Here is a 15,257-nt window from a genome sequence, read left to right as displayed (position 1 = left end):
GCGCCTGTGAGTAAAAACAGTTTCAGTCGGGTCCTGGGGCAGCTGCTACTGCTGGTGCTGGCCTGTCTGCTGATTGGCTGGATCATCGAGCAACCCGCCTGGACCCTGGTCTTAGGCCTGGGCTTCTATCTGGCCTGGACGTTGCGTCAGATGTCGCGCTTCTATGAGTGGCTCAGCACCCACCCAAACGAGCCACCACCCGAAGCCAAGGGCGTCTGGGGCGAAATCTTCGACAGCATCTACCACCTGCAACGGCGTGACGGGCGCATGCGCGCGCGCCTGCAGGCGGTGATTGATCGTATCCAGTCTTCCACCTCGGCACTGCGCGACGCGGTGGTGATGATCGACAAGGACGGCCACCTGGAGTGGTGGAACCACGCTGCCGAGCGCCTGCTCGGGCTGCGTACCCCGGACGACAGCGGCCAGCACGTGAACAACCTGATTCGCGACCCACGCTTTATCGAGTATTTTGAGCATGGCGACTTTCGCGAACCGCTGGAAATTCATTCGCCAATAGACCTCAACACCCAGCTGCAGTATGCCGTCACCCGCTATGGGCCAGGGGATCGTTTGATGGTCGTGCGCGACGTTACGCGGCTGCACAATCTTGAGCAAATGCGCAAAGATTTTGTGGCGAACGTCTCCCATGAGCTGCGAACGCCGCTGACGGTGGTGGTCGGCTATGTAGAGACCCTGCTCGACAGTGAAGAGCAGATGAACCCGCGCTGGAAGCGGCCGCTACAGCAGATGCAACAGCAGTCAAACCGCATGCAAAGCCTGCTCAACGACCTGCTGCTTCTCGCCCGCCTGGAAACCTCCGACCACACCAGCGAAGACGAAAACGTCGACGTTGCGCCCATGCTGGAAAGTATCCGCAAGGACGCCCAATCGCTGTCTGGCGAGCAACGCCATCACATCAGTCTGCAAATAGACGGCAACACCCGACTGCAGGGCGTGGAAGGCGAGCTGCGCAGCGCATTTTCCAACCTGGCGTTCAACGCGGTGAAGTACACCCCGGAACAGGGTGACATTGAGCTGCACTGGTGGAGTGACGACAAGGGCCAGCACCTGGCGGTCAAGGACAACGGCGTGGGCATTGCGCCCCAGCATATCAACCGTTTGACCGAGCGCTTCTACCGGGTCGATTCAAGCCGCAGCACCAATACCGGCGGCACCGGTCTGGGTCTGGCCATCGTCAAGCATGTGCTGCTACGCCATCAGGGCCGGCTGGAAATTCTCAGCAAGGCAGGTGAAGGCAGCACTTTCATCTGCCACTTCCCGGCCAAACGTCGTCCCTGAACGGCGTCAGGCGCCGGGGCTGTAATGCTGCTGCGCGGTACCCGAAGCGATCAGCCGTGACAGGTAGTTGAGTTTGTCCGGATCCTGATCGACAAATTTCAGCGTCACCCGAACCCACTCCGAGTCCATCTTTGGCTCCAGCGCGGCCACCGCGTGGACGTAGGCATTGATGCGCGCGACGCTCTGATCGCTGTCCTGCTCCAGATCCAGCACACCACTTTCAAACAGTTGCGGCAGGCGCTCACTACGGCGCACCACCACCAGCGCATCGCGCAGGCTAAGGGTCTTGATCACGCAGGCAAACTGCTGACCGGCCAAACGCAGCTGCGCCTGGCCACGCACCGATTGCGCGCTGGCCGCCGCGGGTGCCTTGGTCGCAGCCGGCGCTTCCGCTGGCTTTGCGGGAGCGGCGGGACGCGCTGGCGCAGCCGGCGCTTCGACTTTCCGACCGCCGGTCAGATTGGCGATAGAGTCCTGCGCCGTACCAACACTCGGACGCGGCGCTTGCGGGCCCTGCAACTTCGCCAGCTTGCCGGCGCGCTGCAACGCCTTTTTGACCTTGGCGAGCAGCTGTTCATTAGTGAAAGGCTTGCCAACGTAATCACTCACACCCGACTGAATCGCTTCAACCACGTTCTCCTTGTCACCACGGCTGGTCACCATGATGAAGGGAATGGCCTCCATACCCGGCTGGCCCCGAAACCACTGGAGCAACTCAAGACCACCCATTTCCGGCATCTCCCAGTCGCAAAGGATCAGATCAAAACTGCTGCGCGAGAGCATCTGCTGGGCCTTGCGACCATTGATCGCTTCCTCGATCTGCAAGCCCGGGAAGTGGCTACGCAGCGCCTTCTTCACCAGATCGCGGATAAAGGGGGCGTCATCAACAATCAGCACAGACACTTTTGCCATGGTTTTACGGTTCCTCGAATATTGCCCCTAGCTTAGCGTAGAGCGGCACAAAAACCCCAGCAGCTTCGCAGCAAAGGGCCACCATTGACAGTTTTTTGCGCTGAACTATGTTGATCTGCGAGCGGTAATTTTCCTTTTTGATCGTCGGACGCCTGACCCGCGTCGCTGTCGTCGATTCCCGACACGGAGGTGTGGGTTTTGGCGAAGTCCAACAATACCGGCGCAGCCCCTGTACTGCGCTTATCCCGTTGCGATGAGCATCCCGCCGCGCACGTTGGCGGCGCCGCTGTCACGCCTGCCGAAGCCGCGCCTTCCCGTGTTAACGCAGCCTCTGGCGCTCCGGCCATCTCACACCGCCATACGGCTTCACACCTGCCAAGACCCGACACCCATTTCCCGCTCGAGGGCGCGTGCTCTGTACACGTGCTGCGGACTTAAGGAGACCTCGCCATGGACGCATCCATTCATCCCCACCTGACCAGTGCTCAGCGGGTCGTCGTCGAATCGGTCGGCTCCGCGCAGCCCGGCCTCGCTGGCCTGCTCGCGCGGCAGCTGGGTTTGCCTGCCAGCCGCGTGGCCAATGCGCTCTACCGCGCGCCCTCGGTGCTGCTTGAAGACCTGCCACCCGCACAGGCCGAGGGGCTGGCCAGCATTCTGCAGCAGGCCGGCCTGCATATTCGCCTGGAAGCGTCCGACACACCCCGCCCGCAACCGGGTAAGACGCTGGACATCGCCCTCTATGTGCGCAACATCGCGCAGCTGCCAGAGTGCTGCCAGCGCCTCGCGCACTTTCTCGGCTGCCGGCCCGAGGCGGCACTGAACATGCTGCTCACCCCACCCGGCGTGGTACTGGGGGACGTCAGCGAGGCGACGGCGCAGGCGCTGCAGCGCCATCTGGCCGATCTTGAGGTGGAGCTTAGCTGCTCAACCCGCGCCGAGGCGCGCTATCAGCTGCTGATCAACCGCGCACCCGGCCCCGGGCTAGATAGCCTGTTGCATGACCTGCACCAGCAGGGCATTCGGTACGACCCGGACAGCTGCGAGGTGCTTCAGGCCATCGACACCCGCCAGGCACTGTACCTGTGGCGCCGGCATCAGTCGGCCGGCGGCATCCGCCTGCTCGACCTGACCTTCATGCGCTATGACCTGAGCCTCGGCGCACTGCAAGCCGATAGTGACACCAGCCAGTTGCCCAGGCTTGCCGGCCTGCCGGCCGAGCTGATTGATTGCGTGCTGGCCAACCTGCCGGTGGTGGTCGAGGAAGGCGTCGCCGCCCAGAACCTCGATAGCCGGCTTGCGGCCTGGCGCAGCGCCAAGCTACCGGTGCAGGCCGTGCCGGTTACCCTGCGCCAGTGCCGTCTGGCACTCACCGTCGGCGGCAATGCCGATGTCGCCCTGCCGCTGCTGGCGCAAGCCGGCCTGGTGGAGCACAGCCAAACCCGCCTTCCGCTGCCCTGGCGCTCGCCGGTGATCTACGGCGAGCTGATGCCGCGCTGGCTGCAACAGGCACTGGAGCAACTGGGCATAGAGCACAGCTGGGAGGAAATGGACGATGGCCGCCACTGAGCAAAGCCTGAAGCTGCATCTGGGCATCGCCGAGCAAGGCAAGCTGCTGGCCCTGAAGGGTAAACATCAGGCCGCGCTGGAGCATTATCGCGAAGCGCTGCGGCTAGCCGTCAGCAGCCGGTCACCCGAGGTATTTTTCCGCCATTACACCCAATGCGTGATGGAAAGCCTGGAGCTGAGCGGCGAGCTCGACGCCGTGCTGCGCTACTGCGACGAAGCCGAACAACACTACCAGCGCCTGACTGACAGCCTGCCGCTGGTACGCCGTGACCGAGCAGAAAACCTGCAGCGGCGCGGCTGCATTCTGCTGCGCCTGCAGCAGCTGGATGCGGCCATGTCGAGTTTCGAGCAGGCGCAGCAGCTCGCCGCCCCCGACCGCTTGCCACTGGCACGCGAGCTTACCGGCTGGCACCAGCGGGGCCTCACGGTCGGCAGCCGCCAACTGGGCGACGCCCAGCAGCGACACCAGTATTTCATTGTGCGCAAGGCGCTGGTTGACCCGGCGCGTGCGATCCCCCTGCCGCCCGAGCGCCTGCAAGGCACCCGTGCGGCGATCCCCTTTTAGCAGGAGTGTGGCATGAGCGATTACAACGGTCTGCGTCCCGGCGAGATACTGGCAGACGCCAGTGTCGCCGATTTCATCTCCAGCCTGGGTCTGGGCATCGCCCGCGCGCAGCAGGCGCTGGACACCAACTCGATTGAGCAGCTCGACAGCTTCATTCAGCCGATTCCCGGCTTGGGTGGCAAGACATTGATCGAAATGGGCTTCAGCCCGGCCTTTTATCACTATCAGCACGCCGACATCACCTGTTCAATGAATCTGCATCTGCGCGTGGAAGAGTCGACCGGGGTCGATTTCGGCATCAACGGCGCCTACAACAATGCCGAAACCAGCAATGACGACAGCGAAAGCAGCTCTTCCAGCAGTAGTAGCGGCAGCCGCAGTGAAACCCGTAACCGCGAAGCCAGTCTGCAGATCACCGCGCGCTCGGCCGGCGAAGTGCGCATCAACGACAGCCGTGTGGCCGTCAGCGGGCCGGATCTGGACAGCCGCCTGAGCAGCCTGGTCGATGGTCTGGCGGGCAATGCCGACATTACCGCGGTCGCGTTTGAGCGCAACGAAACGCCAATCAACCCCACCACCGACGCCAGCCCGCGGCAGGTCATAGTGTCGCCCAATGCCGTGGCCTTTCGCGCCTTCGGCTATGCCGGCGGGGTAATTCGTATCGCCAGCAACAGCGATACCACCTTCGTTGCCAACCCCGATACCAGCCTCGCCGTCACCCGCTCCAACAGCGTCGGCAACTACGCGCGCAAGGTAAAAACCGCCTTTACCGATGCCGGTTACAGCGTGACCCATTGGCCCCCGGGTGAGGCGATACACGAAGTGCTGTTCGACATCGACCGCAACGCCATCCGCGCCGACCAACGTGACGAGCTGCAGGAAACCGCGCAAATGCTGGCCCGCGCCGGCCTGCCCTTTCGCCTGGTCGGGCATGCCGATGCACCCGCCAGCCCCGGCTACAACCTGGCGTTGTCGCAGCGCCGCGTCGATGAGGTGCGTCGCCAACTGATCGCCAATGGCGTTGATCCGGCGCAGATTACCGCGTCGGTTGCCGAGGGCGAGGCGGCGGCCAATCCCGGTGGCGCGGAGGGTATCCCCCATGACCAGGCGCATCGCCGCGTACAGATTCTGCTGGATGTTGACCTGCTGGTTATCCAGGGGGCCAACGGCCAGGTGATCAGCGGCGTGGAGCCGGACCGGCGTGATCATTCGGAGCCTGCCAGCAACGGTTGGATTCACACCTTCGACGCCAACGACATGAGCGGTGTGAACGGCAAGCAGGTGACCGCCGAAGGCCGCAGCTGGACGCTGTCCGGCGCGGCTGTCGAAGGCCTTGCTGCCGATAGCCCGCAAGCCTTCGCGAAAAACCTGGCCAACAGCATCAACGCCGACAGCGACAGCCAGATCAGCGCTTCCGCCGGTGGCGCAGTCTGCAACCTGGCACGCAGGAGCGACCCGGTGCAGTTGCACCTGATCAGTACCTCGAGCCGCGACCTGCGCATGACCAGCAGTGAAAGCATCACCATCAGCGAGCAGTTCGCCAACAGTAGCAGCGAGCGCGAAACCACTCGCCGCACCGGCAACAGCACAGTGGCCTTTGGCGCCACCCTGGATGTGCGCCATGCGCGGCAATTCGAGCTGGATGTCACGGGCAATTCGTCTATCTCGGCGCGCCTGGTGTCCATCCCGGCACCGCCGGAATTTCTCGACACCATTCGCAGCTACCTGAGGGACTAGACCATGAGCGAGACCGTCAGTGTTACCCGCTCGCTGGTCAGTGCCCCGCTGCCGCAGATCATCGAGCGCCTGGGCGTCGCCATCGCCCAGGCGCAGTCGGCGCTCGACGCCAACTCGGTGGCCGTGGCCAAAAGCATGGCCGAGACGCCGGTGGAGTTGGGCGGCGAAACCTACAACCTGCTGACCCTGGGCTTCACGCCCAGCTTCTATGCGTTCACCGAAGCCACGGTGGAAGCCAAGCTCTCGTTCAGTATGACGGAAACCACGGAAACCTCGGTCTCGGCCGGGGTGACCGCCAAGGTCAACTACGGCGTGGTCATGGTGGCCGCCAGCGTTGATGTGTCCTACGCGCGAAAATTTTCGGTATCCGCCGAAGGGTCGAGTTCGATTGCCGCACGCCTGGTATCGCTGCCCGCCCCCGAAGCCCTCAACGAAGTCCTGCGGCGCCTCTACGACGAGGGTCTGCCCGGAGCAAACAGCTGATTGGCGACTGCCTATTGAAAGGAGCATCACAATGAGTATTGGACAGGAACTGCTGAACGTCCCCATGGGGGACATGATTCGCCAGATGGCCTTCGCCATCGCCGAGGCCCAGGTAAAGCTGGATGAAAGTTCGATCGAGGTGGCGGAAATGATGGGCGGCCTGCGCACCATCTACGACGACGACGGCAACATTACCTTTGATGATAGCCGCATCTTCTTCGGCCACGAATACATGACGCCTGCCGAAGCCGACAGTTTGGCTGCTACCGACAAGGGCTATACCGAGATCGTCGCCGCGGCCAAGAAATTCCAGACCGAAGATGGCCAGATTCGCGTACCCACTCGCCTGTCCATGCTGGAGCTGGGCTTTACCCCGGTGTTCTACAACTTCGTCGATACCATCATCGAGGTGAAGATCGCGATCAAGATCACCCGCACCTCGGAATACGGCCGTACCAGCAGCAACAAGACCACCCGTAACAGCAACAGCAAGAAGGGCAGCGGCGTGTTCGGCAAGATTTTTGGTGGCAAGGACAAATCCTCCTCGACGGTGTCCACCAGCCAGGTCGACGCCAGCTACTCCTCCAAGTATTCCTACTCGGCCGAAGGCTCCAGCCTGTTGCGCACCAAGCTCTCACCCGTGCCGCCACCGCCGATTCTCGAAGAACGCATCCGCAGCATGATGGAAGCCGCTGAGGCTCGCCGCCAACCGGCTGAACCGGTTGACGAATAACCGCGCTGACGGAGGACTAGCACCATGAGTGTTGGCACAGAACTATTGAATGCGCCCTTTCCACTGATTGTGCGCAACATGGGCGTCGGTATTGCCGAAGCCCAACTTGAACTGGACCTGGTCTCACTGCAGATCGCGCGCATGATGGCCGGTTTCGCCACCGGCAGTGATGAAGACGAAGACACGCCGGACGCGCCCTACAAGGTCGAGTTCAGCAACGGCAAGTCCTACAGCCTGCTGGAACTGGGTTTTACCCCCAGTTTCTACCAGTTTGTGGATACCGTAATCGAGCTGAAGCTGTCCATCAGCATCAACAGTGAGCGCAGTTCTACCTACAAACGCACCCAGGTAAAAGCCAGCGCCAAGGGCGTGGGCCTGCCTTTCTTCGCGGCAGGATCGGTCAGCGCCAGCTCGGTCAGCGCCAGCTATGCCAGCAAGTATCAGTACTCGGCCGAAGGCAGCTCGGTCATGCGCACCAAGCTGGTACCCGTCCCTGCGCCGGCGGTGCTGGAGGAACGCATTCGCGCCCTGCTGGAGGCCGAGGAATGAGCCGCAAGACCTGGCGCGACCTGGCCCGCCAACAGGCTGGCAGTGGCTCCGCCAGCCCGCCAGCGGCCAGCCTTGGCCAACTCAGCGCACAGGTGCCCGGCCTGCAGCGTCTGCTGCAACAGCGCGAGACGCTCGAACAGCAAATGCGCGCGCTGGGCGGTCAGCCGCAGGAAGGCTCTGCCAGCCGCGTTTACCCGGTAGCCAGCAGCGCTGACCGCCGCGCCGAGCAGGCTGATTGGGAGCGGCGGCGGGCCCAGCAGCACAGCGCACCTGCAACAGACAGCACGCCGCTGCAGCAATGGTGGCAGGCGCGCGATGGTCAGGTAGCCCAGGCCAGGGACGCCGCCGCCCGTCAGCAACTGGGACAGGTGAACCTGACGCAGCGGCTGGATCAGCGCGTGGCACAGGCGCGCAGCAATGCCTTGTCCCGGCTGCAACAGGAGCGCAGCGAAACCCTGCGCGAGCCGCTCCTGCGGCCGCTCACCGACCGCCTGAATACGGCCTTTGACGGTACAGCCGCTAGCCCGCCAGCCCTGCGCGAGCCAACCAGCCTGCCAAGCTTTGACGATCGCTACGCGCAGCGTCAACGCAGACTGCTCGGGGTCGAAACCGGGCCGCTTGAACAATTGGCGCAGCGCCGCGAACAGGCGCAGGAGCGGCGGCTAGAACAGCGCCGCGAAGCACGCCGCGCCGAGCGCCAGCAGGACCTGCTGCAGCAACGTGCCGCCGAACGCCGCAGCCAACGCCCACAACTGAGTACCGACTAATTATGAGCAACTCCAGTGACTTCGTCAGCGGCTCGATCGAGCAAATACTGCTGGGGCTGGCGCGCGGCCTGCGCGACGCCCAGGCGGTGCTGGATGACATTCCGCCGACCGACGCCTTCGGGCGGCCGCAAAGTAGCTACCACCTGCCCTACCTCGACTTCAGCATCAAGGCAACGGTGCAGGCCAGCCTGCCCAGCGAGCAGGAACCCGCAGCAGCGGTGCGCAACCTGCGCACCAGCGCCATCAAGGCCAGTCGCATCCCGCAACTGAAATTGCAGCTGCCCGACCTCAAACGCAGCAATGAAGCCGGCAGCGGTTCCACCGAACTGACCAGCACCTTCAGTGGCCGGCTGGTGTCGGTACCGCCCAGCAACAGCCTGCCGACCCTGCGTATCAGCGCCCGCGAGCGCGTGCCCGACGCCGCCAGCCCACTGCACCGCGAAGTGTTGATCGAACTCAGCAACAGCGCCGGTGAGCGCATCGCCGAGGCACCGGTTGAACTGAATCTCGATCTGCTGGCCAGTCTGCAACTCAGCGAGGCCGCCGGCGCCAACAATCTCACCGAAGACCAGCTGCGCACCGCCGTGCAACTGGAGCAACGCTTGGTGCAGACCGATCAACAAGGCAGCGCCCTGGTCGGCACCACCCTGACCAAAGCCCTGCCGGCCAATGCCAATCTGGTTCTGCTGATCAACAGCGGCGCCACCCTCACCCAGCTAATCCTGACCCCATAGGACTACACTCCCATGCAATGGAGCATCACCGGTAGCGTGTTCGAGGCAGACGGCAAACCCGCCAGCGGCCAGGTCGAACTGCAACTCTATGACATGGCCAGACAGGTTTGGCGCAGCGCGGCCAAAGGCAGCCTGAACGCCAAGGGCGACTTCGCCCTGAAGCTCGACCTGGCCGAAGACAAAATGCTACCCGCCGTCCGTCTGTGCGAAGCCAGCAAAGCCAACCAACCGAGCCGCGTGCTGGCCGAAGGTGGCCTGATCAAGGTCGAGCCAGGCAAGCTGGTGCGCCTGTCCTACGGCGACATCGAACGCCTGGGTGACAACGCTGTGGCGCGCAGCGAACGTGACAGCCCGTTCAGCGCCGCCGACGACTACCTGTTGGCCGGCATGCCGAAAGAAATCGTCAAGCTGACCCTGAACATGGCCAGCCTGCGTATCAACCCGCAGGTGGTCAGAGCTCAGCCGCAGGTACAACCGGTCAGCAGCAATCAACTCAAGCTGCAGGCTGATCTGAGCAAGCAGATCGAGGTGCAATCGCTGGAGTTGAACCAGAAGGCGCAACTGATCAACACCCTGGAGCGCGACAAACAAAGCACCGGCAACGAACTGAAGCAGGCACAGCTGAAAATCCAGACGCTGGAAAAGCAGTTGCAAAGCAAACCGGCCGCTGCCGGGAGCGAGCAGATCGAGCTGGCGACCAACCAGATCAAGCTGCAGCTGAACGAGCAGATTCTGCGCCAGTCCACCGAGTTCGAGCTGTCCACCGCCAGCCTGCAACGCAATCTGAACCAAAAGAACCTGGAGTTGGCACAGGTCTCCGAACGCCTTGAAGTGCTGAGCAAGCAGCGCAGTGAAGCGGCCGCAGAGGCCGCCAGTGCCCGCGAGGAAAGTGAACGCCTGAAAAGCCAGATGGAAACCCAGGTGGATGCCGGCGAGCTATACAGCAACATCGCCCGGCAACTGCAGCAGGCGCAGAGCAAACTCAACGAGGATGGCGTGCCCTATCGGCTGGGCAAGGTGTCGCTGAACCTGAAAACCCTGGTGAGCGGCAACAGCATGACGCTGCCCACCCTGGCCGAGATCGACAAGGGCAGCAGCGGGATTTTTACCGATGTCGCGCTGGAGTATCTGCCCGACAGCAGCGACAGCCAGACCAGCGAGCCGCTGGTTACGGTGCCAGATTTCAGCGACCTGACCGAAACCCTCGCCAGGCGTCTGGCAGGCGATCTGGGCCTGCAGCTGGAAGCGGCATACCAGAGCATCGGCGACAGCGCCCAAGCAGTCGGTCAGGCGATCCGCCAGATACCCGCCAAGGGCAAGACTCTGCCGCCCGGTGAGGTGGTGCTGGTGGTCTTCACCCAAGCCTGAGAACGCGCCAACAGCCGCGCGGCTGACAACCCCAACTGCACAGGACACACGCCATGCCCACTATCAAAGATCTGGTCCACGACGTCATGGCCGCACCGATTGGCGACATCATTGCCTCGGTTGGTCAGGGCGTAGCCCAGGCGCAGGAAGCGCTCGACCGCGCGTCGCTGGCGCAGGTGCTGGCCATCTACCATGACAGCGACAGCGAAGAACTCCGTTTGCTGCAGGAGATTGGCTATCAACCTACCTTTTACGCGCTGCCCGACACGACCGGCGAGATTCAGGTTGCCCTCAGCATCAGCGGGCAGAACAACACTGCCAGTACTGCAGCGCCCGCCACTCAGCCGGCGGTTCGCAGCAAGGCGCTGAGCTTGGCCGAGCGTTTTCTGCCACGCCTGCCGGCGGCCAAGGTGTACGCCGCACCGGTGAATGCCGACCTGACCAACAGGTACGGCTTTCAGGCCAGCGCCGCCGCCAAGATTCAGTTCCGTATCGTACCCGTGCCAGCGCCCGGCCGCGCTAGCGAGATCCGCGTAGTGCCGGCCATGCTGGGCAAACTGCTGGAGGAGGCAGAGGCGCTGGCAGCGCGCTTTGCCCTTGAGGTCATCGCGGTAGACAAGAACGGTGAGCCGCTGGACGCGCCGCCGAGCAACAAGAAAATCACCGGGCAACAGCCCGAAGCGGGCGAAATCAGCATCGCTGGCGCGCAGATTCAGGTCAGCTTCAGCTGAAGCTCGCGAGCGGCAACAGGGCGTGGCAAAGCGTCACTTGCCAAGTAGCCACTTTGCGTTCATGTTTAAACGCAGAAAGACGCGCGCAAAGCGTCCATTAAAAGCAGGTCAACCTGCCTAATCCGTTCAGCTCGTGAGGACTGTCTTATGAAACGCCTACTGTTACCGGTACTGACCGCCAGCGCGCTTTTCGCCGCCGGCTCGGGCTTCGCCAGCGAAGGTGAAGACCTGTACAAGAGCAAGGCGTGTGTCGCCTGCCACCAGATCGACACCAAGTTGGTTGGCCCCGCCTACACCGAGGTGGCCAAAAAGTACGCCGGCCAGGACGGCGCGGTCGAAACCGTCGCCGGGCATATCAAGAATGGCGTCTCCGGCATCTGGGGCCCGATTCCCATGCCACCGAATCAGGTAACCGACGAAGAGGCCAAGATATTGGCCGAGTGGGTGCTCAGCCACAACTGAGTCCGCCACCGACAAAAAACCCGCCATTCGGCGGGTTTTTTGTGCACAGCCAGAGCATGGGTTACTCCGGCGCGCTGTCCTTGCGTACCTCGGCTTCCATGCGCTTGAGGCCTATGTGACGCACATCGGTACCCTTGACCAGATAGATCACATGCTCCGCCACATTACGCGCGTGGTCGCCCACCCGCTCCAGTGAACGCAGTACCCAGAGGATATTGAGCACCCGCGAGATGGAGCGTGGATCTTCCATCATGAAGGTGATCATCTCGCGCATCGCCGATTTGTATTCCTGATCCACCGACTTGTCTTCGCGCGCTACCGAGAACGCCTGATCGGTGTCCATACGGGCAAAGGCGTCGAGCGCTTCCTGCACCATGCGGCGCACATGATGTCCGATGTGGCGGCACTCGACGTAACCCTTGGGTGCTTGACCGGCTTCCACCAGATCAATGGCGCGCCGGGCGATCTTGGAGGCCTCGTCGCCAATGCGCTCCAGGTCAACGATGATCTTGCTGATGCTGATAACCAGACGCAGGTCGCTGGCCGCAGGCTGGCGGCGAGCGAGAATGCGCATGCACTCCTGGTCGATATCCAGCTCCATCTGGTTGATGGCCTCGTCCTTTTCGCGGACCTGCTCGGCCAGCTTGGCGTCACCTTCGATCAGCGCCACTATGGCGTCGTTGATCTGCTTCTCGACCAAACCGCCCATCTCCAGCAGCTGGGTACGGATTTCCTCCAACTCAGCGTTGAATTGCTGGGAGATGTGCTGATTAAACAATTCTTTATCTGGCATGGTGAAAATCCCCGGTTAGCCGTAGCGGCCAGTGATGTAGTCTTCCGTCTGTTTCTTCGACGGGTTGGTGAACAGGGTGTTGGTGTCACCAAACTCGATCAGCTCGCCCATGTACATGAACGCAGTGTAGTCGGATACCCGCGCCGCCTGCTGCATGTTGTGGGTCACGATGACAATGGTGAACTTCGACTTCAGCTCGTTGATCAGCTCTTCGATTTTCAGCGTCGAGATCGGGTCCAGCGCCGAAGCCGGTTCATCCAGCAGCAGCACTTCGGGTTCCACGGCGATGGTCCGGGCGATCACCAGACGCTGCTGTTGACCGCCGGACATGCCCAGGGCCGACTCGTTCAGACGATCCTTCACCTCATCCCACAGCGCGGCGCCCTTGAGCGACCATTCAACGGCTTCATCCAGCGTACGCTTGTTGTTGACGCCTTGAATGCGCAGGCCGTAGGCAACGTTTTCGTAGATCGATTTGGGGAACGGATTGGGCTTCTGGAACACCATACCCACGCGGCGGCGCAGCTCGGACACGTTCACGCCCTTGGCGTAGATGTCCTTGCCGTCGAGCAGAATCTGCCCGTCGACGCGGCAGCTGTCGACCAGGTCGTTCATGCGGTTGAAGCAGCGCAGCAGGGTGGATTTGCCGCAACCGGACGGACCGATAAAGGCAGTTACGCGATTGCGTGGAATCTTGATGCTGACGTTGTGCAGCGCCTGCTTGGTATCGTAGAACAGGCTCAGGCCAGGCACTTCCAGCGCGATGCTTTCCTGATCCATGCTCATGTCTTGCTGCGGGCGACCCAGGGCGCTCATATCCATTGCGTGGGTTTTGGTACTGTTAGACATAGTCTTGAGTCCGCGTTGAAAGGGTTATCAGTTTTCCAGCGCTTTGTATTTTTCGCGCAGGTGATTTCGAATCGCAACCGCCGCAAAGTTCAGCGAGGCAATCACGCCCACCAGCAACAGCGCGGTGGCATAAACCAGCGGCCGGGCCGCCTCGACGTTCGGGCTCTGAAAGCCAACGTCGTAGATATGAAAGCCCAGGTGCATGAACTTCTGATCCAGGTGCAAGTAAGGGTAGTTGGCGTTCAGCGGCAGCGTCGGCGCCAGCTTGACTACGCCCACCAGCATCAGCGGCGCTACCTCACCGGCAGCGCGGGCCACGGCCAGGATCAGACCGGTCATCATCGCCGGGCTGGACATCGGCAGAATCACCTTCCACAGCGTCTCAGCCTTGGTCGCACCCAGCGCCAGCGAACCTTCACGCAGGGAGCGGGGAATCCGCGTCAAGCCTTCTTCAGTGGCGACAATCACCACCGGCACGGTCAACAGCGCCAGGGTCAACGAGGCCCAAAGCATGCCGCCGGTGCCCAGCGTGGGCGAGGGCAGCGCCTCGCGAAAAAATAGCTGGTCGATATTGCCGCCCAGGAAGTAGATAAAGAAGCCCAGCCCGAACACGCCGTACACAATCGACGGCACGCCGGCCAGATTGTTCACTGCAATACGGATGGTGCGGGTCACGAACCCCTGTTTGGCGTATTCACGCAGGTATACCGCCGCGAGCACGCCAAAGGGGGTCACGATGATCGACATCAGCAGCACCATGAGTACGGTGCCGAAGATCGCGGGGAACACACCGCCCTCGGTGTTGGCCTCACGCGGTTCGTCGCTGACGAACTCCCACAGCTTGGCGAAGTAGTGACCAATCTTGTCGGTAATGCCCATGGCGTTGGGCTGAAATACCCGCACGATAGCCGACAGGCTGATGCGCTTTTCCTGCCCGTCCATGGCACGAGTCATGATGCTGTCGCGATTGAATTCGCGATACAGATCAACCAGCTCGCTCTCGAGTTCGGCGTAACGGGCATTCTGCACCGCGCGCTCGGCTTCCAATTCGGCCTGACGATCCGCTGTCAGCGCGTTGTCCAGCTCGTAGCCGCGCTCACGCAGCCGCAGGCGCTCCAGCTCGGTATTGATCTTGCCGATGGCACCGGTTTCCAGCGAGTGTATTTCGTCATAGATGCCGGAGGCGCGTTCAACGGCGGCTTGCAAGGCGTCGATCGCCTGCTCGCCCTCGGCTACCACTTTGCCGTCGTGACTGACGCTCAGCAGATAACCGTAGAAGTTGCCCCATTCACGACGTTCGATCGCAATGACGTCTTCCGGGTAGCGCTCATCGCTCAGCCAGTCGGCGACGATCCAGCGGAAGTCGGCGCCGTACAGATCACGGTTGCCGACTTTCAGCAACTCGCGATCCATGAACTCGGTCTTTTCCGGATCCACCGGCAGGCCGGCGCCCTGCAGGCGCTCGGTTGGCACCTGTTCGCGGGTGGTTACCTCGCCCAGCAGGGTAATCGCCGGCTGGCCGGGGATAGTGTATTCGGCTTCGACGATGTCGGCCGGCCAGAAGTGGCTGAGGCCGCGGACTGCAATCAGAATCAGCAGGCCCAGGGTCATGATCACCGCGATGGCGACCGCGCCTGCATTCATCCAGACCCAGGGGCTGCCTGATTTAAACCAGGTTGTGAAGTTGCTCTGTTTCACTGTGTGCATTC

At 62.3% G+C, this 15,257-nt stretch carries 16 protein-coding genes; 12 read left to right on the top strand and 4 right to left on the bottom strand.

The features are described 5' to 3' along the window. Positions 1-6: 6 nt before the first annotated feature. Positions 7-1,299, top strand: coding sequence for a phosphate regulon sensor histidine kinase PhoR (phoR, locus tag BLU26_RS12490; RefSeq protein ID WP_092287156.1), 1,293 nt, complete (start codon positions 7-9; stop codon positions 1,297-1,299). A gap of 6 nt (positions 1,300-1,305) precedes the next feature. Here the strand turns inward: phoR and BLU26_RS12485 are convergent, their stop codons facing one another. Next, on the bottom strand, positions 1,306-2,211 hold the full coding sequence (locus BLU26_RS12485) for a response regulator (protein ID WP_092287154.1): 906 nt from the start codon (positions 2,209-2,211) through the stop codon (positions 1,306-1,308). 450 nt (positions 2,212-2,661) lie between these two features. Here BLU26_RS12485 and BLU26_RS12480 point away from each other — a divergent pair, with 450 nt between their 5' ends. The 11 genes from BLU26_RS12480 (at position 2,662) to BLU26_RS12430 (ending at position 11,906) form a co-directional block, all read left to right on the top strand. Beyond that, complete coding sequence (locus tag BLU26_RS12480) at positions 2,662-3,777, top strand: hypothetical protein (protein ID WP_092287152.1); 1,116 nt, start codon at positions 2,662-2,664, stop codon at positions 3,775-3,777. Beyond that, positions 3,764-4,342: a hypothetical protein gene (locus BLU26_RS12475; protein WP_092287150.1), complete on the top strand. Its 579-nt coding sequence runs from the start codon at positions 3,764-3,766 to the stop codon at positions 4,340-4,342. The genes BLU26_RS12480 and BLU26_RS12475 overlap by 14 nt, the downstream gene beginning before the upstream one ends. Positions 4,343-4,354: 12 nt before the next feature. Beyond that, entirely contained in the window at positions 4,355-6,079 is a 1,725-nt protein-coding gene (locus BLU26_RS12470) for an OmpA family protein (protein WP_092287148.1), read from the top strand. A gap of 3 nt (positions 6,080-6,082) precedes the next feature. Then, the gene (locus tag BLU26_RS12465) at positions 6,083-6,562 is read left to right on the top strand and encodes a hypothetical protein (RefSeq protein ID WP_092287146.1); all 480 of its coding nucleotides are present in this window, start codon (positions 6,083-6,085) and stop codon (positions 6,560-6,562) included. Between the two features lie 31 nt (positions 6,563-6,593). After that, a complete protein-coding gene (locus tag BLU26_RS12460; RefSeq protein ID WP_197674487.1) occupies positions 6,594-7,295 on the top strand; it encodes a hypothetical protein in 702 nt (233 codons plus the stop codon). A gap of 24 nt (positions 7,296-7,319) precedes the next feature. Beyond that, the gene (locus tag BLU26_RS12455) at positions 7,320-7,844 is read left to right on the top strand and encodes a hypothetical protein (RefSeq protein WP_092287144.1); all 525 of its coding nucleotides are present in this window, start codon (positions 7,320-7,322) and stop codon (positions 7,842-7,844) included. Then, positions 7,841-8,611, top strand: coding sequence for a hypothetical protein (locus BLU26_RS12450; protein ID WP_092287142.1), 771 nt, complete (start codon positions 7,841-7,843; stop codon positions 8,609-8,611). Before BLU26_RS12455 ends, BLU26_RS12450 begins: the two co-directional genes overlap by 4 nt. Positions 8,612-8,613: 2 nt before the next feature. Next, on the top strand, positions 8,614-9,345 hold the full coding sequence (locus tag BLU26_RS12445) for a hypothetical protein (protein ID WP_092287140.1): 732 nt from the start codon (positions 8,614-8,616) through the stop codon (positions 9,343-9,345). Positions 9,346-9,357: 12 nt separating this feature from the next. Further along, positions 9,358-10,713 (top strand): PASTA domain-containing protein, encoded by a 1,356-nt coding sequence (locus BLU26_RS12440; protein WP_092287138.1) that lies wholly within the window; start codon positions 9,358-9,360, stop codon positions 10,711-10,713. A gap of 53 nt (positions 10,714-10,766) precedes the next feature. Next, positions 10,767-11,444, top strand: a complete 678-nt coding sequence (locus BLU26_RS12435; protein WP_092287136.1) for a hypothetical protein — start codon at positions 10,767-10,769, stop codon at positions 11,442-11,444. A 147-nt stretch (positions 11,445-11,591) separates the two neighbouring features. After that, positions 11,592-11,906 (top strand): c-type cytochrome, encoded by a 315-nt coding sequence (locus tag BLU26_RS12430; RefSeq protein ID WP_092287134.1) that lies wholly within the window; start codon positions 11,592-11,594, stop codon positions 11,904-11,906. Positions 11,907-11,967: 61 nt separating this feature from the next. Here the strand turns inward: BLU26_RS12430 and phoU are convergent, their stop codons facing one another. From phoU to pstA, 3 genes are read right to left on the bottom strand one after another with little or no spacing between them, the layout of a single operon-like run. After that, positions 11,968-12,699 (bottom strand): phosphate signaling complex protein PhoU, encoded by a 732-nt coding sequence (phoU, locus tag BLU26_RS12425; protein ID WP_092287132.1) that lies wholly within the window; start codon positions 12,697-12,699, stop codon positions 11,968-11,970. A gap of 15 nt (positions 12,700-12,714) precedes the next feature. Then, the gene (gene pstB / locus BLU26_RS12420) at positions 12,715-13,548 is read right to left on the bottom strand and encodes a phosphate ABC transporter ATP-binding protein PstB (RefSeq protein ID WP_092287130.1); all 834 of its coding nucleotides are present in this window, start codon (positions 13,546-13,548) and stop codon (positions 12,715-12,717) included. Positions 13,549-13,575: 27 nt separating this feature from the next. Continuing rightward, positions 13,576-15,255, bottom strand: coding sequence for a phosphate ABC transporter permease PstA (gene pstA / locus BLU26_RS12415; RefSeq protein WP_092287128.1), 1,680 nt, complete (start codon positions 15,253-15,255; stop codon positions 13,576-13,578). Positions 15,256-15,257: the final 2 nt, after the last annotated feature.

It is taken from the genome of Halopseudomonas sabulinigri (genome assembly GCF_900105255.1).
Taxonomy (GTDB): Bacteria; Pseudomonadota; Gammaproteobacteria; order Pseudomonadales; family Pseudomonadaceae; genus Halopseudomonas; species Halopseudomonas sabulinigri.
The sequence above is the reverse complement of the archived record's forward strand: the minus strand, read 5'-3'. Positions and strand labels throughout refer to the sequence as shown.